This is a genomic window from Microvirga tunisiensis (assembly GCF_009296175.1).
Classification (GTDB): Bacteria; Pseudomonadota; Alphaproteobacteria; order Rhizobiales; family Beijerinckiaceae; genus Microvirga; species Microvirga tunisiensis.
Genome location: NZ_VOSK01000093.1, coordinates 1 through 21,819 on the forward strand (window position 1 = coordinate 1; position 21,819 = coordinate 21,819).

The window sequence follows — 21,819 nt, forward strand, 5'->3', positions numbered from 1 at the left end:
ACCTCCATGACCGCGCCGGAGCCGAACTCCTGCTGGAGGGTCTGCAGAATCTGTTTCCGGCCATTGAGTTGATGTGGGCCGACACGGCTTATCGTGGGCTGAAGGACTGGCTCCAGAAGGCCCTGAGCTGGAGATTATCCATCCCGCAGCATTGGTGGAGCGGCGGAACCTGGATGCGGGCTGACGCGGAGCCGCCGACGCGACCGAGTGGCTTCCAGGTGCTCGCACGCAGGTGGGTTGTCGAGCGGACCATCGGTTGGCTCACCACCAACCGGCGGCTCGCCAAGGACTACGAACGCTTGGTCGAGACCGGTGAAATGCTGCTCTATCTCGCCATGAGCCGCATCCTGCTGCGTCGCCTCACGCGAAAGGAAAGATAATTGCTCACCAGCCTCTAATACCAAATCTCATCGATCGGAACCCCTGGCCCTGCTCCCGCAGAGGGTGGGATCCGCACGCCGCTTGCACATCTCGCGACCTGCTCGTCACATCAAGCACTCGGATTGAAAACGGGGGCGGCGGGAGATCCGCGCTTGCCCCCGGCTCCACATCACAGACCGAAGCAAGGCCCGCCGAACACCGAGCGAATGCAGGGCGATCCACCGCGCCTGCTTCCAGAGGATGTGACGGTCACCCCGCCCTGAGGCCCTCTTGGCATTCGGTGATCCCGCACAACCGGAATAGCACGATGGTCTCTGATAACGGGTTCTGCCCGATGATCTCGGACGACCACGGGCGCGCGATGATCACGCACGATGGGGGCCGTACGATGGTCGCGGACCACGAAGCCGCTGCCATCGTAGCCGCGGTCACGAGCCGTCGCTCCTTCGTGTGTGGCAACAAAGGCCAGACACGCGGATAGCGCGACGGCAACTCGGGTCATTGTCGTGATCCCAGCTTTCATGAGTGGGCTCCTCTTCTATGGGTGAAGAGCGTACGACGCGATCCACTCCGGATCTGTGGGCGAAATCACAAACGGAATATTTCTGCTTATGTTGCCTTGGCCAGGACACATTGACGACGGGCGTCGAAGTCGGATCGGAGAAGGAAAGGGAGTTCCCATAGCAATTTCCCAAAGGGCGATCACCGCTTGAATCCTGCTCAACCCGCTCCGGAATCCCCGACATGAGTCAATCACCTTGAGGCCGAGTATTCCCCATGCGTTCTTTGACCTTGGCGTTCGGGTATGAGTAAGGAACGGCTAGGAAAGCACCATTCGCATCTAGCAACGCGCAGTTCGCAGGAGGCATTTAGTTCTGCACCAACTGGAGCAGAGCAATGCGCGCAATTCTATTCGCTGCATTTGTTATAATAGCTACGCTTTCTGCAGATGCTTCCGCACAGGGCAGGAACAGGCAACTCTCTCCGGAACAGGAAGCGATCAGGGAAACCTATCGTCAGGAGGCAAGACGAGTTCACAGGATCAGTCGTCGGAATGTGAGAGCAACTGAGGCTGATCATGCTCGCGTACGGGAGTTTTGCAGGGCCTATGCCAGGGATCTCAGGATGGGAGCAGGGTTCCGGTAGCTAGCAGCTACCCCTCTTGCTCTGGGCTGCCTCCTTTCTCCACTCAGGCGAGGAGTAGAAGGAAGCCTACGCTTAATGGTCGGGAGCTTACCCATGCTCCCGGCTGTGGAAGATACCTGCTGTTAACCACAAAGGATTATTGCTCAGCTTAGGATGCATTGCTTAATAGCCGAGCTATGAATGACACGTCGACCCATCCTGCTAATGATCTAGTGGCGCATCTATGCAGTCTTGTTGCACTGGCATGTGCTGTGGCGCTCTTGGCTCTGGCGGTCAATGTCGTCCGCTTGTAATCCCTAAGCAAGAATCATGAAACAGCGTCCTAACGAGTACGCAGAGATCCAAGCTCCTGATCCATTCGGTCTTCCCTTAACCCGCTCTATCGAGTGGGTTGGCTTGATCGGCGGCCTAGCCCTTCTTGGATGGGCAGTAATGGTTGCTACTCAATACAAGGCCGCCTTCTCTCTCTCCTCTGTGGCAGAGAAGCACATCGCACTCCCGAAGCACATCGGATGCTAAGTCGAGGCTCCAAACCTGCTCAAGCAACTCGCTGAACTGTAGCACGCCCGAAGATGTCCCTTCCAAGCTCTCCTCTGCGAACTCATTCAGCGGGATTTCAACCGTCACGACGCCATCGTCGCGGGTGGCAGCGTACTATTGCTCTTTGGAATCAACTGCATTTTCCTTCGGAACTATTCAGGCGAGATATGACGATGGTCGACTTTGCAATATTTTTGGATCTCGGCTGACGGTTCATAGGGTTGGTTATGGTCGATGACACTTGGGTCGACGAGTTTATCCAGGCAGTGAAGAAACTGGCTTACGATATTCGGCCACCCAACCCATGAACCGCCATGCTGCTGTCTCACTGCGTTGAAGCTGAACGCCACCGTGTGAGAGAAAAGTATGCAGTTGCGGACGCAAAATTTAGTGTCCAATGCGAGCCTCTTGTTCGCCTCATTCTCAAGTCCGATCACATCAACCTAGACTCTTGATTAGAACGACTTCGTCGGTTGTGCTTCAGGTGGACCGTATGGACTGTGCTTGAGCGGCTCTGTAATGGGCCTAGGTGTTCCCACCGTCTCACGTTTAGGTCGGGCGCTTTGAGGACATAAGGCAAGATGAATGCTTATACCCAACCTTTCATCGGACTGAGCGAGTGGGTGCACCAATGATGCCCAATCGGACTTGGTATAAGAGGATTGCGACAGAGATACCGTCTCATGAACAGGCGCCATCGATAAGACGCGGACGCTTGATCGAGCAGGCTCCTCCCCTGTGATCAGAGTTCTTGGGATGCGCTCCCCTGGTGTCGCAATCTCCGCTCCCGGTCTGTTTACCGTGGGGAAATCCCAGCCGCCTCTTCCAAGGCCTCAGCCGTGCGCGAGGTCAGTTCGCCGGTCACCGTCAAACCGCGGGCGCGTTCAAAGGCCTCGACCGCCGCGCGCGTCCCAGGTCCCATCACGCCGTCGGCCTCGAGACGCCCGTAGCCCAATGCAGTGAGCGCCTCCTGGGCGGTGCGGATCTGTTGCTGTGACGGAGTGATCGATGGATTCGGAGGCAGCGCAGCCGCTGAGCTTGACTGCGGCACCGGATCTGGCCGCCGCCCAAGCTGCGCCTGGGCCCGATCCACGGCCTCGCTCAACCGCACCCGCAGGTGCTCCAGGTGAGTCACCTCTTCCTGCGCCCGCGCCACCCGCCTCTGGGCGTCCTGCAGGTTCCCGATCTGCGCTTGAAGCTGATCACGCTCGGCCGCCAGCAGATCCCGCTCGGCCGTTATCCGTTCGAGGGCGCCTTGCCGGCTCGCCTGCGCCTGGACCGTTGCCTCCCCGGCACCGTCCCTCAGCGCGGACCAGGCCCACAAGCCCCAGCCAAGGGCTGCTACGAGGACCCACCCACCGCTGAAGGTTCTGCGGGATGCTCCCCTATGGTTTCCAGCGTTCATTGCATGCTCAGGAATGAGGGCGTGAGACCGCATCCAGCGATCGTTGCGGGCAGCAGTAAAGTTTCGGCACGATTGCCGTCAAGACGGATTCGGCGCCTGGTAGAGCTCAATCATGAGAGGGTACAACGCGGGCACGCGGCGGCGGTCAGCCGCTCCGTCCAGTTGCTCTGCCCAATCCGAGCCCGCCTGACAGCTCAGGCCCCGAACGTCCGGTCGCTCAGGAGCCTGCTCCTCTCGGCATCCGGCGATGGCCTTGGTAAAAGGTGGTTTTTCACGATAAACTTAAGAGGCTTCAACGAGGAAGGGTTCGCAACCATGGCCAAGCTACGGCTGGGCATTCAGGTTTCAGAAGACCGACGGTCGGTTGCTATCGAATTTGCCGCAACCGGGCAAACCTCGTCTGCGGTCGTGCTGGATCTGGATCAGCTGAGTAATCTGATCAAGGTTCTGGGCCAGACCAGACATCGCATGGTCGAGGGTTTGCCGATGCCGCCCCTTGAGGGGCAAACCGTTGCCACCGTGAACGGACCCAGCTGGTACATTCAGGTGGCACAGCTCGACGGATCGCTTCTTGCGTTCGACCATCCTGCTTTCGGCGCAGTTGGGTTTGCCATACCAAGACAGGAGATCGCCGCGATGGTCCGAATTCTGAACAACCATCTTTCGATGCTGGCCGACCAACCAACAACCCGAAACTAGGGCTCGGCCCGGACGGGGGTAAATTGGGCTGCCCCTGCCGGGGGATCGCCGCCGCGTCGACGATGCGCGGCCGCCGTGTCCGGGGTCGGTTGTGGTCGAACCCGGTGGTGCCTTACAACGAGCCCCGGATCGTCGTTGGCCAGCATTTTGCCTCCAGGGTGCCCATCTAAAAAATCAGTGGAGCGGATGTCCTGGTGATTAAGATCTTCCCCCTGATACCGAATCCGCGATGTCCTGCTCACAACTAAAGCGGAAGTTGGGTAAACGGCAGCACCATGCCATGAACCGATCTTCGGATTCACAGGTTTGTGCTTCGCAGAAGGCCGTTTGTGGAACTGGATGGTCGAAGCGCGTGTGCCACTAAAAAAACCCTGCTGCCGTAGCGGGGGTAAATCCTTCGTTGCGTAGGGCGTTCACCTCGTGCGGAAGATCGGCGAGCAAATCTGAGCGATGGCGATCGTCTTGAGGATGGCCCCCGGCGCAAGCCGGGGGCGTGTTGGCTTTAGATCACGAAGTCGTTGTTCGCGAAGGTGTGGTTGCCCGGCAGCAACGGGGCGGCGGCGACGGCTGTGGTGGCACCGTACAGGCCTGGGTCGCGACCATCGGGGGCTGACACGGCGCCCTGCTGCACCGCCACGGCGTTCGCGTCGTTCGAGTACACCCGGATGTAGTCGATCTTCATCGCCATGTTCTGGCCATGCTGCGAACCGTTGCCCTCGACGGCCAGGTTGGCGATCATGTGCATCTTCTGGTGGTAGTCGGACGGTGTGGGCCGCGTGCCGGTGAGCTGGCCATCGACATAGTACTCAAGTGTCTCGGGCGTCCATTTCAGGCCATAGGTGTGATAGCCATCGGCCTGCGCCACCTCCGAGTAGACGCCGGTGTTGGTGTAGCCCTTCGCCTCATCGTTGGTGTGGATCCAGGTATAGACGCCCTTGTCCCAATTGCCGTAGTGCTCAACGATATCGTTCTCGGTCCAGTGGCTGTCGCCGTCCGGGTTGCCAGTGCCATTGGGGTTGTCCGGCAACAGCCAGAATGCGTCCCATCCGCCGGGCTTGTCGTTCATATCAGCACGCATCTCGAAGTAGCCGTACTGCTGCGAGAAGTTGCCCTGCGTGGTGATCAGGCCCGATTCCCAGTTGCCGTTGACGCCGTAGGGGGTCTTGTCGCGCTGGGCGGTGATCGTGAGGGCACCGCCGCTCACGTTGAACGGGTCGTAGCCGGACGACGGGTCCAGGAACGAGGACACGCCATAGCCCACCTCGGCCTTATTCATGCGATGCTCGTCGCGGGCGGTCTGCCACGTGGTGCCATCGCCGGTCGAGGAGATGCTGCGCGTGTTGAACTCATCGCTGAACGTGAGCTTGTAGCCTGTAAGATTCAACAATTTTCTGATTCCTTCTATTGGGAAACGCAAATGGAGGTGAAACAAACTCTCTCAATCCGAGAGTTGATTGCGGGTAGACAACCTTTGTGAGGGTAGAATTATGTAATTGCACCCGCGCTACCTAGCCTGAATTCAGGCCAGATACTTGCGATGACATTGCTAGGTCAATTGCAGGGTGACTCGCTTTGAAGGCGACTGAATCCCTTGCATCTGCCTACTTCATCAAGCTGCCCGTCAGATGGGCAGCCGATCTGGGCTTACGCATATGTATAAATGATGCTGAGAGAGGCAATGCGACCGTTACCTGCTGCAGCGCTCTTGCGCAGCATCAGGTGCAAGTTTTCACGTTGTATGGGGAGAGATTTTAGAAAGTGCTTGGCGAGAGGAAGCAAAATACGGGCCAGTTATAATTAGTAAGACTGGTGAGTGAAACCATATCGTTGTCCCTTACTATATTTGGCGTGATCGTTGTATAGCGGCTTATCCGTTGCACTTTGCCTTTGACTACGGCGAAAGAAGGGCAGATCGAGAAATTCTACAATAATTTGAATATATTCGTATATTAGAGTTACGAATATATTCTGGGGCAAGTTGAAGATACTGATGCGGAAGCCAGGTGCGTCCCTTCTCTGTTCATTCATGCAGTGGGAAATTTCAGTTGATCCGGTTTGGATCAACCCAAACGCTGAGAGGAGCCAGGGAATGTCCTCTTTCCACTCAAAGCACGAGCCTGATCCTCGGCACCAAGTGTTGGAATTTAACCGCTACCGCATCCGTCAGATCGTCGGCTCAGGGAGTTCGCTCTTTGGGCCTAACAGCCCATCCGCGCGAGTGACGGCCGCTGGCTTTTGTCGCCGCCGTCGCCCGGATGTCAGCCCGCCAAGACTGGCTCCCACCCGGCAGACGTTTCTGATTGCCGCAGCGCATCCAGGATGCGCATGTTGGCGAGAGCATCCTCCAGACCTGAACGAAGGGGCGCGGCCCCTCTGATCGCCCGGCTGAACGCTTCCCCTTGGAGCTGATACTGATCAACGACCGGGAACTCGATGTCGCGAGCCGACAGATTGCCATGTAGACTGCCATCATCGACAAAGATGCGTGTCGGCCGATCGGGCGGAGCGTTGAACGGAATCTCAATCTCGATCCGCCCCTTCGTCCCAAGGATCTGAACCCGCTGATACGGTACGCACTGGGTTGAGACCGTGAAAGACAATTGCCGACCGGCACCGAAATCCATTAGCGCGCTGGTGGTTCGATCAACGCCAAAGGCCGGGTCCCGGTCGATGAGCGTGACGACCCGCAGGGGCTCGGCATTGAAGAAATAACGACCTGTGACGACCGCATAGCAGCCGATGTCGAGGAGCCCTCCCCCACCGATATCGGCCTTGTTGCGAATGTTGGCCGGATCCACATTGAAGTATGAAAAGATGATCTGTATTGCGCGCAACTCTCCGATCTCGCCGCTCTGGATGATTTCACGGGTGCGCTGCCACTGCGGGTGGTGGCGGACCATGAAAGCCTCCGCAATCAGCACTTGAGATGCGGCGTGCCGGAGTTGCTCTGCCTCGGCGACCGTGATGGCAATCGGTTTCTCGCACAGAACATGCTTGCCCGCGGCAGCGGCCGCCAGGGTCATCGGCACATGGAGATGATTAGGCAGCGGATTGTAGATTGCCTCGATCTCGGGATCGGCCAACAGAGCGTCATAGGATCCATAAGCCTTCGGAATACCCAGTTCCGCAGCCATCTCCCTTGCGGATGCCTCGTCCCTCGATGCGACAGCAACAACTTCACAAAGCGGGCTTTTCATCATGCCGGGAACCACCTTGACCCGACCGATTTTCGCGGTGCTCAAAATTCCCCAACGGACGGCTGCATGGCGGTCTCCTCAGATTGGTTGTGGTCGAGAGGCTGCGCTCTCACAGAGCTGAACGACGCAGCGATTTGTAGTCCTTATGCAGAACGGGACCGGTCGTATCCCGCTCCAGGAGCGTCAGCGGCAGTCTGATGTTCCAGTCTTCAGCCTTCATCTCGCCTCTGATCAGCTTCAAGAGCACATCGGCCCCAACACGTCCCAGTTCATACAAGGGTTGTCGAAAGGTGGTGAGCGTGGGCTCTGTATAGTCCGCGAACTCGATGCCATCAAAGCCGATGACGGAGACATCCTGCGGAACCCGGATGCGCTCGGCTCTGACCCGCTTGATGATCCCGATCGCGCTCTCGTCGCAAGCCGCGAAGATGCCGGTGGGACGCTCCTTCATCCGCAGGAAGGACTCGGCCGCGGCGACGCCGGTCGAGAAGACAAACGGACCTTCCCAGCGCATGAAGTCATTGTCACTCAGACCGGCCGCGGCGATCCCGTCCAGAAAACCTTGGAAGCGCTCCACTTCAATGATCGAGCTGGGTGTGCCTGAGATGTAGCCGAACTTACGGTGGCCGAGGTCGCTCAAGAACGCCACCGCCCGGCTGGAAGCTTCGCGATCCTGAACGACGACATTCGGGATCTTTTGGTCCTGAATGGCGGCGCACATGGCGACGATGGGAAGCCCGGATCCGCTCATGCTGCGGGTGCCGTTTGCAGGAACGTACCCGGTCAGCAGGAGAACACCGTCCACCTGTCGCGACAGGGCCAGATCGACATAGCGGGCCTCGCGCTCCCGGCGGTTGTCCAGATTGCCGATAATGATTCCGTAGCTTGACTCCGTCAGTTCGTCGTCGACGCCTCGGAGGATCTCGGCAAAGACCGGATTGGTCAGCCTGGGGGCCACCACAAGCACATTCATGGTTCGGCGGGTCCGCAGCTTCTGAGCCGTGCTGTTGGGGATGTAGCCGCTGCGGCGCACCGCCTCCATCACGAGGTCGTGAGTCTTCGGCCTCACCTTGTCTGGGTCAGACAGGACGCGACTGACCGTGGCTGTTGAAACCCCTGCAAGTCGAGCGACGTCGGCGATGCGTATCTCCTTCACTGCGCGCCATCTTTTCCGGCTCATGCAGGGTACCTCTGGACCTACGGCAAGATACGTTACCCTCTTTCGCAGAAGATGACTTGCCTCAACTTACATCTTGACTAAACTAAAAAGGGCCTACAACCTATATCTCAAGATGTAATCGATTACAAAAATCGGTAAAACGCTTCTGGGAGGAAGCCATGTGCCTGAAGACACGCATTTCCGCGTATACCCTGTCTATCGCCCTCATCTCGAGCTCTGCAGCCTATGCTCAGCAGAAGGCTGAGGTCCTCCACTGGTGGACGTCGGCCGGTGAATCGGCATCCGTGAGAGTTTTCGCGGATCAGTTCACCAAGGCTGGCGGCACCTGGGTCGACAATGCCATCGCGGGCGGCGTCAATGCCCGTACGGCCGGCATCAACCGCATGGTGGGCGGCAATCCCCCGACCATGATGCAGTTCAACACCGGCAAGCAGTTCGACGAGCTGGTCAGCAACGATCTGGTGCGTGACGTCGACCAGCAGGCACAGGCGGGCAAGTGGCGGCAGATCATGCCCAAACCCATTGTCGATGCGACTGTGCGCGAAGGCAAGTTCTTCGCGGTCCCGGTCAACGTTCACGGCCAGAACTGGATGTTCTACAACACGAAAGTCTTCGCCGATGCGGGCCTTGAGCCTCCGAAGACCTTCCCCGAGCTCGTCGCCAGCGGAGAAAAGCTGAAGGCCAAGGGCATCATTCCGCTGGCGCTCGGTGGCCAGCCTACCTGGGAGCATAACCTCTTCCGGGCTGTCGTCGTCGGCCATGGCGGAGCCGACATGTTCCGCCAGCTCTACGGCACCCGCAAACCGGATGTTGTGAAGACCCCGAAGTTCAAGGAAACCGTGGAGCTCTTCGGCAAGATATGCGAGGCCTCGTTGACCCGGCCAGCCCGGGCCACAACTGGAACGACGCGACGGCTCTCGTGATCACCAACAAGGCAGCGATGCACTTCAATGGCGACTGGGCCAAGGGTGAGTTCATTGCCGCAGGCCAGACGGCCGGTAAGGAGTACGGCTGCACGGTCGTGGGACAAGAGCCCAAGCTCGTAATCGGCGGCGACGTCTTCGTCTTCCCAGCCACCAAAGATAAGACGACACTCGCCACCCAGGACAAGCTGATCCAGGTTCTGCTCGATCCCACCACCCAAATCGAATTCAACAAGAAAAAGGGCTCGATCCCGGTCCGGATGGATGTGGATGTTTCGTCCATGGATATGTGCGCTCAGAAGTCCCACTCCATCCTGAGCGATCCGGCCAACCAGGTCGAAAGCATGGAGATTCTGAGCCCGCCGAACTTCTCGGGCGCCATGCAGGACGCGGTGACGCAGTTCTGGAACAACCCGACCATGTCGGCTGACGCCTTCATCGAGAAGATCACCAACGCCATGCGCGACGCGGGCTGACACCAGCGGCTCGCCCCGGCGGCCGGGGCGAGCCGTTTTCCCGGAAGTGTCAACTCTCTCGACGGGGACTCTTGTATGGCCACCATCCCGATCCGGGCGCCAAGCCTCAGTGCCTCCAAGGCGCCGCCCCGCCGCCGCATGCGAGCCCGCCTGCCCGCAGCCTTTGCCCTCCTGCCGACCGCACTCATCGTTCTCGTGGTCTATATCGGCTGCATGCTCTGGACCGTGCGGCTCTCGTTCACCAGTTCGACCCTGCTGCCCAAGCTCGACTGGGTGGGATTGGCCCAATACAGTCGCCTGTTCGCCAATGACCGCTTTCTGACATCGGCCTCGAACATCGTCATCTTCGGCGCCCTGTTCATTTCCGGCTGCCTGATCATCGGCTTCCTCATGGCCGTCTTTATTGATCAGAACGTGCGTGGCGAAGGGCTCTTCCGCACCGTCTTTCTGTATCCCTATTCGATGTCCTTCGTGGTCACCGGCGTCGCCTGGCAGTGGTTCCTCAATCCGGGCCTCGGCCTGCAGAAGCTCGTGCGCGACATGGGCTTCGAGAGCTTCACCTTCGACTGGCTCGTGAACCAGCAGATGGCGATCTACACCATCGTGATCGCGGGCCTGTGGCACGGCGCCGGCCTCACCATGGCCATCCTCCTCGCCGGCCTTCGCGGCATTGACGCCGACCTGTGGAAGGCTGCGAAAGTGGACGGCATTCCGACCTGGCGGGTTTACACTTCCGTAGTCCTGCCCCTGCTCCGTCCGATGGTCGTCACCGCTACCGTGCTGCTCATGACCGGCGTGGTGAAACTCTACGATCTCGTGGTTGCCATGACCCTGGGCGGTCCCGGCATCGCCACCGAGGTTCCGGCCAAGTTCGTCATGGATCACCTGTTCGAGCGCAACAACATCGGCCTTGGAACGGCCGCCGCGACGATCATGCTGATCACAGTGGTGATCGTGCTGGCGCCCTGGGTCTATGCCCGCTACGTCCGTCCGCAAGGGAGGCATGCATGAACGCCGTTGAGCCGCAAGGCCGCCGCCCTCGTCACCTGACGGCTGGTCGCGTTGGCATCTATGCCTTCCTGATCACGGCAGCCCTGTTCTTCCTGCTGCCGCTCTGGATCATGGTCGTGACCTCGCTCAAGCCCATGGAAGAGATCCGGCTCGGCAACATCCTCGCCCTGCCGGCCGCCATGACCTTCGAGGCTTGGACCAAAGCTTGGTCGTCCGCCTGCACGGGTCTTGAATGCAACGGCATCAGCGTGGGCTTCTGGAACTCGGTGCGCATCCTCGTCCCATCGGTGATCCTGTCGATCATTGCCGGCGCGATCAACGGCTATGCGCTGTCATTCTGGCGGGTCAAGGGCGCGAACGTCATGTTCGGCGTCCTTCTGCTTGGGGCCTTCATCCCATACCAGGTCTTCCTCTATCCCCTGGTGCGCATCTTCTCGATGACAGGCATCTACAATTCGCTCACCTGCATCGTGCTGGTGCACGTCATCTTCGGTCTGCCGACGATGACGCTCCTGTTCCGCAATTATTATGCGGGCCTGCCCATCGAGTTGTTCAAGGCGGCGCGCATCGACGGCGGTGGGTTTTGGACCATCTTCTTGCGGGTGATCCTGCCCATGTCGACGCCGATCCTGGTGGTCGCCACGATCCTGCAGGTCACCGGCATCTGGAATGACTTCATCTTCGGGTTGACCTTCGCGGGCCGGGAGAACCTGCCCATGACCGTCCAGCTCAACAACATCGTGAATTCAACGCAGGGCGAGCGCGCTTACAATGTCGACATGGCCGCCACAATGCTGGCAGCCCTCGTCCCGCTCGTTGTCTATTTCGTGTCCGGACGCTGGTTCGTCCGCGGCATCGCCGCTGGCGCTGTGAAAGGATAAGCCATAGCTGCAGTTTCTGTCCGTGATGTGAGCGTTGCCTTCGAGGCGGTTCGGGTATTCGACGGCCTGTCCCTGGACATCGAACAGGGCGAGTTCATCGTGCTGCTCGGCCCCTCGGGCTGCGGCAAGTCCACCCTGCTGAATGCCGTCGCCGGCCTTCTTGATGTGGCAAACGGCCAGATTTGGATCGACGGCAAGAACGTCACCTGGGAGGAGCCAAAGGATCGCGGCATCGCCATGGTGTTCCAGTCCTACGCTCTCTATCCCCGCATGAGCGTGCGCGAGAACATGTCCTTCGGCCTGAAGATGGCGAAGATGCCAAGCCCGAAATCGAGAAACGTGTCGCCAAAGCGGCCGATCTCTTGCAGATCACCCCCCTCCTCGACCGGCGCCCGGACCAGCTCTCCGGTGGCCAGCGCCAGCGTGTCGCCATCGGCCGTGCCCTAGTTCGCGATGCCGCCGTGTTCCTGTTCGACGAGCCGCTCTCGAACCTCGATGCCAAGCTGAGGAATGAATTGCGTGTCGAGATCAAGCGGCTGCACGCGCGCCTCGGCAAGACGACGATGATCTACGTCACCCACGATCAGATCGAAGCCATGACGCTGGCCGACCGAATCGTTGTGATGAAGGAGCAGAAGATCCAGCAGATCGGCACACCCGATGAGATCTATCATCGTCCGGCCAACCTGTTCGTGGCCGGCTTCGTCGGCTCACCGCAGATGAACTTCATCAAGGGCCGGCTCGCGAGCACCGGCGAGGGCTTGAGCTTCCTTGCCGGAGACCGCCGCCTGTCGCTGTCCGCCTATCAGTTCGCCACGGCTCCGTCCGCCGGGCAGGAGGTCGTTCTCGGCGTTCGGCCGGAACATTTTGAAATTGCGAGCAACGGCACATGGCCGGGCTTCAAGGTCGACATCGTCGAGCCTATGGGCGCCGACACCGTCATCTGGTGCAGCGATCCCGCTGGTTCGGTCCAGGTGCGCACCACCGGAAGCCGCCGGGCCGCACGGGGTGAGAGCCTGACCCTCCATGTCGATCCCGCGCAAGTGTCTCTCTTCTCGGCCGAGACCGGCGAGCGCCTGTGACCACACCACTACCGCAACAGACCTCCCCGCAGGGCTTGTCGCGCCTACCATCCCGAACCTTGAGGACCTCATGAGCGTCACGGACATTCTTTCCATTCAACTCTACACCCTGCGATCCTTGGAGGATCTCGACCTCATCCTCGATACAGTGGCCGGGGCAGGATATCGCCATGTGGAGACGGTCGGCTCGCACCTCGACAAGGCTGCCGAGGTTCGCGCAAAGCTCGATGCACGCGGCCTCAAGGCCTCTTCCAGCCATGTCAGCATGGCGGCCCTGCGCGAGAAGCCCGATGCGATCATCGAGGCGTGCCGGACACTCGGCCTCACGCATCTGTACATGCCGGCCGTTCCGCCGGACGAGCGCGACATGGCCGCTGATGGCTGGCGTTCGCTCGGCCGCGAGCTCGGGCAGATCGCGGAGCGGTTTCAGGGACAAGGAATCCGTCTTGGCTACCACAACCATCATTGGGAGCTGACGCCGAAGGATGGGGCGAAGACCGCCCTTGAACTGATCTTTGAGGCTGCCGGTTCGAGCCCCCTCGCCTGGCAGGTGGACGTGGCCTGGCTCGCGCGCGGCGATGCCGATCCCAAGGGCTGGATCAACCGCTACCGCAACCGGATCACTGCAGCCCACGTGAAGGACATTGCGCCCGCCGGCCAGAACGAGGATCAGGACGGTTGGGCCGATGTGGGCTCCGGCGTACTGAACTGGCGCGACCTCTGGCGCGTATGCCGCGACGCGGGAGCCCAGTGGATGGTGGTCGAGCACGACAAGCCGGCAGACCCGGCGCAAACCGCCCGAAACAGCTTCGCCTTTCTGCGTTCCATCGAGGACTAATGGCCATGAACTCCCTCAATGTCGGCATCGTCGGATGCGGCAACATATCGGGCATTTACCTGCAGAACATTCCCGCCTATCGGGGGCTCACCCTTCGGGCCTGTGCCGATATGAGGCCGGAGGTAGCGCAGGCTCAGGCAAGCCGCCATGGCATCGAGGCTCTGACGGTCGATGAGCTTCTCTCCCGCGACGACATCGACCTCGTGGTCAACCTCACCGTGCCGGCTGCGCATTTCGGCGTCTCGCTCGCGGCGCTCAGTGCTGGTAAGCATGTCTTCTCTGAAAAGCCCCTCGCGGTTGATTTCGAGCAGGGCCGCAGGCTCGTGGACGAGGCGGAAGCGCGCGGCCTTCATCTCGGCTGTGCTCCCGACACCTTCCTGGGTGGCGGCGGACGTCTCGCCCGCAAGCTTGTCGACGACGGCACTGTCGGTCGCATTCTGTCGGGAACAGCCTTCCTCATGTCGCACGGCATGGAGCATTGGCATCCGGATCCGGAGTTCTTCTTCAAGCCCGGCGGCGGTCCCATCCTCGACATGGCGCCCTATTATCTGAGCGCCCTCGTGAACCTCATCGGCCCCGTGCGGCGCGTCATTGCCATGTCGAGCATTGGCTTCCCCGAGCGGATCGTGACATCGGAATCGCCGCGCAAGGGCCAGAGCATCACGGTGGAGACGCCCACCCATGTGATGTCCCTGCTGGAATTTGCCTCAGGGGCCCAGGTTACCTTCTGCATGAGCTGGGACGTGTGGAAGCACGGCCATCCGGCTATCGAGATCTACGGCTCCGAAGGCTCGCTGCGGGTGCCGGACCCGAACTTCTTCGGCGGCCATGTGGAGGTCACCGAGCGCGGCGGGGATTGGCGCGCCGTCGACTCGAGCGAGATGCCGCTGGGATCGCCCAACTGGCGCTCGCCCAACTGGGCTCCGGATGTTCCTAACAAGGCGAACTACCGCGCGCTCGGCCTCGCCGACCTTGCCAGTGCTGTGTTGAACGGCACCCCGCACCGCTCCAGCGGTCGCCTCGGCCTGCACGTCCTGGAGATTATGCACAGCATCCTTGAAGGATCGGCGACCGGGCAGCCTCAAGCGATCACGACAACGCTCGAACGGCCAGCCATTCTAGAGGATGCCGACGCGGCGCTTCTCTGGAAGGGACTGCCGGAGACGGCCTCTGCCGCCTGAGTGTCGTTGAACCGGCAGGAAGAACGAACGATGCGCGAAGCACTCATCGTGTGGGGCGGCTGGCACGGTCATGAACCGGAGCAATGCGCTGCTATGGTGGCCGGCATACTGCGAGACGAGAGTTTTCAGGTTCACTTGGAGAACTCGACCCGCGCCTTTGCCAGCCCTCGGCTCTCCACAATGAGTCTCATTGTGCCCATCTATACCATGTCGAGGATCGACAAGGATGAGATGACCAACCTCTCGCAGGCCGTCCGGGAAGGCACAGGCCTGGCCGGCTTTCACGGCGGCATGGGCGACGCGTTCCGCGAGGCCGTCGAGTACCAGTTCATGTGCGGTGGTCAATGGGTGGCCCATCCCGGCAACATCATCGACTACCGCGTGAACATCACCCGACCGGACGATCCGATCATGGAGAGGATCCGGGACTTCGATTACCGTTCCGAGCAGTACTACATGCACGTCGACCCTTCGAACGAAGTGTTGGCCACGACGACCTTCTCGGGCGAGCATGCCTACTGGACCAAGGACGTGGTCATGCCGGTGGTGTGGAAGCGCCGCTATGGCGAGGGACGGGTCTTCTACAGCTCCCTCGGGCATGTGGCGAAGGAGTTCGACGTTCCTGAGATGCGCACGATCCTCAGGCGCGGCATGGTGTGGGCAGCGCGGAGCTGATCCGAACGAAGGAGCGAGCCTACGGAGAGAACTCCCGCCTACAAGTGCGGTGGCAAACCAACCGCTGGAAGAAGCGGGATACCACGCCCCGAGATGATACCAAAGTGGCGAGCGGCTCAAAGTGGGAGCCGCGCCGCCTGTACTCCTGGTCACCACTATTGCTCGTTGGTGCGGGCGTCTTCGCCCAAGTATCGTTACCTCCAGCCGGCCCGTTTACGGCAGACCTAACACGAAAGTCACACTTCGTCGAAAACGCGGCATGCTGGACGTGAGTGATTTGCCCTCGGGGTTGCGTCTTGTGTTCACATCTCACGGTGACCTTTGCGAGCCCACCAATGGGCTCTTGCAAGTGCTCTTCCACATTGCGGCGTAGAGAACCATCAGAGAAGTCACTGACATTCTGGCTGTTGTGCCGCCAGTGGCCGGCAGGTTTCTCCTCCCGATGATGACCATAACTCGTCTGATCGAGGCATATACCATGGCAGAGCGCCAAAACGAGGCTACAAAGGCTCGTTTTGGCGCTCTGCCGGTGAAATCTGCTGATATCAGCGGGGGTTTGAGCCCAAGCGAGGATTCACCTCATAGTCGGTGCTGGGTCGCCCGAGAGCCCCTTCAGGGCGGAGCTTGCGGCGCAGCCAGCCCCCACTCTCCAGCATATCGAAAGCAGCCTGGAATGCCGTGCTTTCCGCCAATCGCCCACGCATCTGCCGCCCGAGCAGCCGTCGATTGATGGTCGTCGCCCCCTGCCTTGCGATGATCCGCGCGAGCTCGCCCGCATCACGCGAAGCCTGTGCGGTTCCAACGGAGCCTAAAACACGCTGGGCCATGGGTGCAAAGAAGGAATCGACTGCCTCGATCGCTACCTGCATCGAAGTGGCGCTGATCGTCATTGAATGCTGCTCCCTGCCGGTCAGAGCCCATTCGCAAAGCTCACGCAGCCCGGCAAGCCGCAGCGCCTGTCCTGGCGCCCGCATAAACCAGGACCGGATCTGTCCCTGGGTCTCGCTAGCCGTACGGTGCCAGCGTCGGGCGGCCTGCTCCAACAGCGAGATCCCATCTTGATCCAGCGGAAGATCGATCGATCCACGAGCCTCCCTCGCCAACATCCTGAGCGTCGGGAAGACCTGCTCGGCCAGGTGAGTCCGTGCTGCCTCCAGCGCGATGGTCACCATTTCGCTGTCGTCGCAGGCCACCCAAAGACAGCGTGCGGCAAAGCCATCTGGAACAGGGCCGAGCAACTGAGCAAGGCGTTCGGTGGGGATACCGCCGAGCATGGATATCGCGAGACTGTCGATCGTCGGCACATCCCGACTGATTCTATCCGCACGATAGAAGTGCCCGTCATGGGCACGGAGCAGAAGCGCGCGTTCGGTGGCTCCGCCATTGGTGTCAATCCGCTGCAGGAGCGAAGCCACCTCGTCCGACACCAGGATCAGCCCGGTATGGCTCTTTGCATGGGCATCGATAAGTCCGGCCGGGAAAATATCATCGACGATAATCTGTGGCCGCATCCGTCGGGGCAACACGATCGCCTTCCGATCTGGAGCATCCGGCAACGGACCGCCCGTGCGGACCGCCTCGTTCAGCCTGGCCTTGTAGAGTCGCTGTTCAGCCTCAACGATGAGGTTGTGCCGATCCACTGCATCGAGATGCTTCTCCCACTCGGCGGCCTCAGCGAGTTCGAACGTCCGCAAGAACTCAAGATAGGAACGAGCCGTGCTGCTCTTGCGTACCCCTGAGGGACCGACCAACATCAGCCACAGCACCGATACCTCACGCCAAGCCGGTCCCGCCATGAACCTCACCTTGTGACCCAGGCACGCCGCTGCCACGGCGAGAAAACCGGCCAACACGAATGCGACAGGGGCGCTAAACAGCTGTGCGATGGCACAGATCTCCCTGTGAAGACGGGCGCTGAAGAGCATCGGAACCGAGGGTTCGGGGATACCGGTGTCGGCCAGCAGGGACTCGTCCGGAGATTCCCAACTGGGCTCGTGCGGCGTCTCGAGACGAGCGACCGTCGCCTCAACGCACCAACCGATCGGAGCCGGCGTCGGAGCCGCGACCTCTGGCGGAACGGCAACGGACGATTCCGGCACCTCAGGGCAGCCCAGCGTCAGGGTAAGGATGTTGGCAGTCTTCTCATCCTGCTCACAATCCGCCCCGGTATCGGAGAACTGGCTGACCTCGGCGGTGGTCACCTTCGGATCTCCGGGTTCCTCCGTCGACACCGTCACGCCATCGATGGCCGGGTTCGTGGTCTCCCTTTCCCGGTCTGGGGCGCACGGGGTGGGTTCCCTGGCCGTCGCGGCAGCAATAGCGGCAACAGAAGCCGAGGGGCGGACCGGAGCACCGGGTTTTGCCGGGCGGCCCGGCGACACAGGCTGGTTTTCAGTCGTATTAGGCGCCGCCAGAACAGGCGGCTTGGTCGTCTCATTCATGATCTTACCTCAAGAGCAGAGAGAGGTGCGGGAGGATCCCCCCGCACCCTGGAAAGACGTCTTGAAGCCGGCATGAAAAGCGTCAGTGCAATTCGGATTCGCGTCAAAGGTTCTTTTGTAGAAAAAATCGAAAAAGTACTTCTTTCATCGGACCTTAGGTCCGATGACATGGGAGCCGTAGAGCACGCCGTAAGGTGTACGACTGAAAACTACTCGACAACGGAGTTTGCTAATCGCCCCATGCCCAATCAGCGCAGTTCCGATTGGCGGCTCGATTAAGCATTCATTAACCATGTTTTGAGGTTTTGCTTGCCAGGCGCCCACAACTTGGCTCAGCCTCGTTCGGTCGAATTCGATACGGATTCGGCTGGCTAGGACGGCGTTCGCCTTGCAGGGCGGCCGCCGGCATCGTTGCAGCGATGCCAGCAGCCTGGCCACCCAGCAACCTCCTAACTGAACTAGGAGACACCAGATGGTTATTGCCATCGATAGCGGGTTTGCGCCCGCATGCAACAGCCTTGAGCGGCCGGTTGCTCTTCCTCCCAATCACCATTCCCGCACTCCAGCGCCCAGCGCAGGACCGGCACACACCCACAGCACGCGCCAGCACCCTGATCTGGCGGCGCATCCCTTCGTCTCGCCCGAGGATCAGGTCACGATCCTCGCGGCGGTCAACGAAGCCGGTGTCGTGGAACTGGGCGACCTGATCGCTGCGCTCCCGCATCACCCTCGCCCGATCACGGCCATCCTCGCCCTGATCGAGGCCGGGCTGCTGGCAGTCGACTTCCGCGCCTCCTTCGACAGCCCTGTCAGGATCTGGCGCCCCTGAGGCGTCCTGATCTCTGACTGATCGGCGGGATGCTTGCAGCATCCCGCCCCTCCCCTTTCGCCTTTTCATCAGAGCGCCACGCCCCGCGTGAGCGCTGGAGGACGACCTATGTCCCGTTATCAAGCGACTGAAGTCCAAACCAATGGCCTGATCATCATCGAAGGCCGCCCCGGTGAGCCGCTCATCGTCATTGCCCCGATGGAGCACTACCGCTCCCTGCTCGCCTACGACCGCCTCAGGGCCACACCCGGCGGCGCCTACTACATCGAGTACGGCGGCCCGCGGGTGTACAGCGGCGGGACCAGCCTGCCCGCTCCCGCGCGGCTCTACGGTCATCATCTGGAGACCGCATCCCCGCGTCCAACGCGCATCATCGTGATCACCCGTGTGGGCAGCCCTTTGTCACCCAACGAGGTCCGAGCGCTCGAGCGGCTCGCCTTGTCTCAGGTAATCGAGACGGGGCGGGCCGAGCCGACCAATTTCGAGGAGGCCTTCGGCGCCAGCCTTGGCCATGATGGCTACAGGGCCCTGCAGGCCTTCTGGGCCAAAGCGTTGCAGTGGCTGCATCCCCATTGCCCTTGGCTCGCCCCGCAGATCCTGCCGCCCTTCTATCTTGAGGAGCCGGACCCCTTCGGCTCGTCCTCCGGTCAGCGCCTGGTCCTGCAACGGAAGAACCTCAAAGCCTCCCTTCTGATTGCCAAGGACGGTTTCATCCTGCTCCCCGGCAGCCACATCCGTCCCCACGTGGTCGCCACTGCTTCCGTGACGCCCTCGGTCCTGCGCGAGGAGCTCTGGGCCTGGGGCGCGCTTGAGCCCTCAGAGGATCCATCGCTGTGGCGCCTGATCCGCCATGTCTGGTGCGCGAGCCTCTCGGCCGCCTCCTTTCTGGTCCTCGGAGCCCCTGGCGGGCGCACGGATGTGTGGAAGGCGAATGCGGCCCTCAGGGTTCCGGATCGAAGGGCTCAGGGTGTTGTCGTTCTCTTCCGGTCCCACCGGCCGGAGGCCAAGCGATGACCCGGTGGACCTTTCCGGCTAGCGCCACCCGCAGCGTGCTGCTGGCGCGCTGCCCGCGTCTGGTGCGCCTGACGCTGGAGCGCCACCTGCCGCACAGCCGTCTGGTCGATGAGGCCGCACAGGCCATCGCCGCCCTGGCGCCGGAGCTTGCTCCGGTTGCCACGGCGTGGGTCACAAGTTGGACCGCGGCTCGCACGTATGTTGAGCCGCCGTTCCGGGACGCGACTGCGGCTCTCCTGAGCGCTCTCGAGAGCTTCGCGGCGGCCGCGGACATCCCTGCGGCGACAGAGCTGAGCGATCTGGTGAGAGCCTTAAGCTATCTCACCGAGGACCAGGCCGCGGCGGCCCGTCTCGCCTCCTCAGCCTGGGGTATCCTCCACCGGGTCGAGCATTTGGCCCTGAGCCTGCGCTGCCTTGAGCCGGAGGAGGCCGAGATCAACCTGGGGAGTGCAGCCTCACCCTTTGCCGAGCTCGATGACGACTTTGATCTCGGCGAGCTTGCGCTGCCGGCGGACGAGGACGCTGTGCGGCAGGCGTGGTGGCGGGATCTGAGCCGCGCCTATGACGATCTGCGCCAGGACACGCGCGCCCTTTGTGTCGGCTTGAGTGCCCTGGGAGTCGGTCTGGTGCCCCGCATGCAGGAGCGGGAGCTGCTGGCCGGTGCGGCTCTTGCAGTCGGGCGACACTTGCTCCGGCCGGTGGAGCGTTATGCGATCCAGCAGGAGCGTCAGCGCGTCGCGGCAGAGCGGGAGGCGGCAGAGCGGTCGGAGCGGCGAACGGAAACGCCGGCGCCGTCCCCGCTCAAAGCACCCGAGCCATCCACCATTCCCGAAGGTCATGTTCTCGTGTGCCCAAAGGTGCGGCTGGAGGGGCGGATGCGCGAGATCGCCCGTGGCCTGGAAGGGACTATGGGGATTCCTGTCCCGCTCGTCAGAACCCCCGATCTCAGGGTGGTGCAGAGCGCCCTGCTGCAGGAGTACCCTTATGCCCAGGAGCTGATCGACAGCATCCTGCGGCCCCTGGCGCCCCAATCGTACGTCAGACTGCCACCGATCCTGCTCCTTGGCCCGCCCGGAATCGGCAAGAGCCGCCTCGTGCGCCGTCTTGGCGAAGCGCTTGGTATTGGGGTTTGGCGCATCGATGCTCCGCGGGATACCGGCGGCGCTGTTGGCGGGCTCGACCGCCGCTGGAACTCGGCCGAGCCTGGCCACGTTCTGGCTGCCATCGCGCGGCATGGCCATGCCAATCCGCTGATATTCGTCGACGAACTCGAAAAGTCTCAGACGCGGCAGGATCAGGGCCGTCTCTGGGACACCCTCCTCGGGCTGATGGAGCGTGAGACCAGCCGCCGTTTCATGGATAACGCACTGCAAGTCGAGTGCGATCTCTCGCATGCAGTTTACGTTGCAACGGCCAACGCAGTTGGCGGCATTCCGACTCCGCTACTCGACAGGATGTTGGTGTTGAACATGCCGGAGCCAGGAGCCGAACATCTGGAAGCAATGCTCCCGACTCTCTGCATCGCGATTGCCCGTGAGCAGGGACTGGATGAGGGTTTCGTCCCACCCCTGACCTTCGGCGAAATCGCGGACGTTCGCCGGCACTGGGGTGGAGGCTCAATTCGTCGTTTGCGTCAAATCGTCGAAGTGGTTCTTGGAGCCCGCGGCCTCTTTGAGACTAAACACTAACAACCAAACACTTACTAAGCCGGTGCCGCAGATCTGTGGCACCGGCCGGTTGCCTAGTTGTCTGGATGCGAGACCTCCTTGGCATGAGCGATGACCTGGAGGGCGGGCGGCAACGCGTCTGCATCGGGTGGCTTGTAGCGGCGGTTGGCGAGCTTCGGCTCGGCAGCCAGGCGGCTTCGCACAACCTCATCCGGGGATCGCCCCTTGAGCACGCGTTGACGTCTTCTGTTAT

At 61.1% G+C, this 21,819-nt stretch carries 20 protein-coding genes and 2 pseudogenes; 15 read left to right on the forward strand and 7 right to left on the reverse strand.

Annotation, left to right across the window (positions count from 1 at the left end):
* Positions 1 to 380: transposase (locus FS320_RS20580; RefSeq protein WP_152711663.1), on the forward strand; the 380-nt coding region annotated here is incomplete at its 5' end.
* A 308-nt stretch (positions 381 to 688) separates the two neighbouring features.
* On the forward strand, positions 689 to 862 hold the full coding sequence (locus FS320_RS45230) for a hypothetical protein (RefSeq protein ID WP_153885319.1): 174 nt from the start codon (positions 689 to 691) through the stop codon (positions 860 to 862).
* 1,073 nt (positions 863 to 1,935) lie between these two features.
* On the opposite strand, the gene FS320_RS20590 is transcribed toward FS320_RS45230, so the two are convergent.
* Positions 1,936 to 2,154 carry a hypothetical protein gene (locus FS320_RS20590; RefSeq protein ID WP_152713838.1) on the reverse strand — a complete coding sequence of 73 codons (219 nt, stop codon included), beginning with the start codon at positions 2,152 to 2,154 and terminating at the stop codon, positions 1,936 to 1,938.
* Positions 2,155 to 2,863: 709 nt separating this feature from the next.
* Positions 2,864 to 3,472, reverse strand: a complete 609-nt coding sequence (locus FS320_RS46030; protein ID WP_244627262.1) for a peptidoglycan-binding domain-containing protein — start codon at positions 3,470 to 3,472, stop codon at positions 2,864 to 2,866.
* 315 nt (positions 3,473 to 3,787) lie between these two features.
* Between FS320_RS46030 and FS320_RS20600 the strand changes: the two genes are divergently transcribed.
* Positions 3,788 to 4,171 (forward strand): hypothetical protein, encoded by a 384-nt coding sequence (locus tag FS320_RS20600; protein WP_152713839.1) that lies wholly within the window; start codon positions 3,788 to 3,790, stop codon positions 4,169 to 4,171.
* A 502-nt stretch (positions 4,172 to 4,673) separates the two neighbouring features.
* Here the strand turns inward: FS320_RS20600 and FS320_RS20605 are convergent.
* The 3 genes from FS320_RS20605 to FS320_RS20615 form a co-directional block, all read right to left on the reverse strand.
* Positions 4,674 to 5,558 (reverse strand): glycoside hydrolase family 16 protein, encoded by an 885-nt coding sequence (locus FS320_RS20605; RefSeq protein ID WP_152713840.1) that lies wholly within the window; start codon positions 5,556 to 5,558, stop codon positions 4,674 to 4,676.
* Between the two features lie 871 nt (positions 5,559 to 6,429).
* A complete protein-coding gene (locus tag FS320_RS20610; protein WP_162003121.1) occupies positions 6,430 to 7,416 on the reverse strand; it encodes a Gfo/Idh/MocA family protein in 987 nt (328 codons plus the stop codon).
* A 61-nt stretch (positions 7,417 to 7,477) separates the two neighbouring features.
* Positions 7,478 to 8,548 carry a LacI family DNA-binding transcriptional regulator gene (locus FS320_RS20615; protein WP_152713842.1) on the reverse strand — a complete coding sequence of 357 codons (1,071 nt, stop codon included), beginning with the start codon at positions 8,546 to 8,548 and terminating at the stop codon, positions 7,478 to 7,480.
* 158 nt (positions 8,549 to 8,706) lie between these two features.
* Between FS320_RS20615 and FS320_RS48085 the strand changes: the two genes are divergently transcribed.
* The 9 genes and pseudogenes from FS320_RS48085 (at position 8,707) to FS320_RS20650 (ending at position 15,615) form a co-directional block, all read left to right on the forward strand.
* Entirely contained in the window at positions 8,707 to 9,471 is a 765-nt protein-coding gene (locus tag FS320_RS48085) for an ABC transporter substrate-binding protein (RefSeq protein ID WP_244627264.1), read from the forward strand.
* Positions 9,468 to 9,947 (forward strand): hypothetical protein, encoded by a 480-nt coding sequence (locus FS320_RS48090; RefSeq protein WP_338105423.1) that lies wholly within the window; start codon positions 9,468 to 9,470, stop codon positions 9,945 to 9,947. The genes FS320_RS48085 and FS320_RS48090 overlap by 4 nt, the downstream gene beginning before the upstream one ends.
* Positions 9,948 to 10,022: 75 nt before the next feature.
* Entirely contained in the window at positions 10,023 to 10,958 is a 936-nt protein-coding gene (locus FS320_RS20625) for a carbohydrate ABC transporter permease (protein ID WP_152713843.1), read from the forward strand.
* Positions 10,955 to 11,839, forward strand: coding sequence for a carbohydrate ABC transporter permease (locus FS320_RS20630; protein WP_152713844.1), 885 nt, complete (start codon positions 10,955 to 10,957; stop codon positions 11,837 to 11,839). The genes FS320_RS20625 and FS320_RS20630 overlap by 4 nt, the downstream gene beginning before the upstream one ends.
* A gap of 99 nt (positions 11,840 to 11,938) precedes the next feature.
* A pseudogene (locus tag FS320_RS48095) lies at positions 11,939 to 12,264 on the forward strand (ATP-binding cassette domain-containing protein); the annotation flags it as partial.
* A gap of 294 nt (positions 12,265 to 12,558) precedes the next feature.
* Positions 12,559 to 12,921 carry a TOBE domain-containing protein gene (locus FS320_RS48100; protein WP_244627267.1) on the forward strand — a complete coding sequence of 121 codons (363 nt, stop codon included), beginning with the start codon at positions 12,559 to 12,561 and terminating at the stop codon, positions 12,919 to 12,921.
* A gap of 70 nt (positions 12,922 to 12,991) precedes the next feature.
* Positions 12,992 to 13,759, forward strand: a complete 768-nt coding sequence (locus FS320_RS20640; protein ID WP_152713845.1) for a sugar phosphate isomerase/epimerase family protein — start codon at positions 12,992 to 12,994, stop codon at positions 13,757 to 13,759.
* A 5-nt stretch (positions 13,760 to 13,764) separates the two neighbouring features.
* A complete protein-coding gene (locus FS320_RS20645) occupies positions 13,765 to 14,940 on the forward strand; it encodes a Gfo/Idh/MocA family protein (RefSeq protein ID WP_152713846.1) in 1,176 nt (391 codons plus the stop codon).
* 30 nt (positions 14,941 to 14,970) lie between these two features.
* A complete protein-coding gene (locus FS320_RS20650) occupies positions 14,971 to 15,615 on the forward strand; it encodes a ThuA domain-containing protein (protein ID WP_152713847.1) in 645 nt (214 codons plus the stop codon).
* Positions 15,616 to 16,160: 545 nt separating this feature from the next.
* Here FS320_RS20650 and FS320_RS20655 read toward each other — a convergent pair.
* Positions 16,161 to 18,056: a DUF3987 domain-containing protein gene (locus FS320_RS20655; protein WP_152713848.1), complete on the reverse strand. Its 1,896-nt coding sequence runs from the start codon at positions 18,054 to 18,056 to the stop codon at positions 16,161 to 16,163.
* A gap of 472 nt (positions 18,057 to 18,528) precedes the next feature.
* Between FS320_RS20655 and FS320_RS20660 the strand changes: the two genes are divergently transcribed.
* From FS320_RS20660 to FS320_RS48105, 3 genes are all read left to right on the forward strand, one after another.
* Complete coding sequence (locus tag FS320_RS20660) at positions 18,529 to 18,885, forward strand: hypothetical protein (protein WP_152713849.1); 357 nt, start codon at positions 18,529 to 18,531, stop codon at positions 18,883 to 18,885.
* A 108-nt stretch (positions 18,886 to 18,993) separates the two neighbouring features.
* Positions 18,994 to 19,899 carry a hypothetical protein gene (locus FS320_RS20665; RefSeq protein WP_152713850.1) on the forward strand — a complete coding sequence of 302 codons (906 nt, stop codon included), beginning with the start codon at positions 18,994 to 18,996 and terminating at the stop codon, positions 19,897 to 19,899.
* The gene (locus FS320_RS48105) at positions 19,896 to 21,587 is read left to right on the forward strand and encodes an AAA family ATPase (protein ID WP_244627265.1); all 1,692 of its coding nucleotides are present in this window, start codon (positions 19,896 to 19,898) and stop codon (positions 21,585 to 21,587) included. The genes FS320_RS20665 and FS320_RS48105 overlap by 4 nt, the downstream gene beginning before the upstream one ends.
* Positions 21,588 to 21,640: 53 nt before the next feature.
* Here the strand turns inward: FS320_RS48105 and FS320_RS50800 are convergent.
* Positions 21,641 to 21,819 (reverse strand): annotated as a pseudogene (locus FS320_RS50800) (IS481 family transposase); the annotation flags it as partial.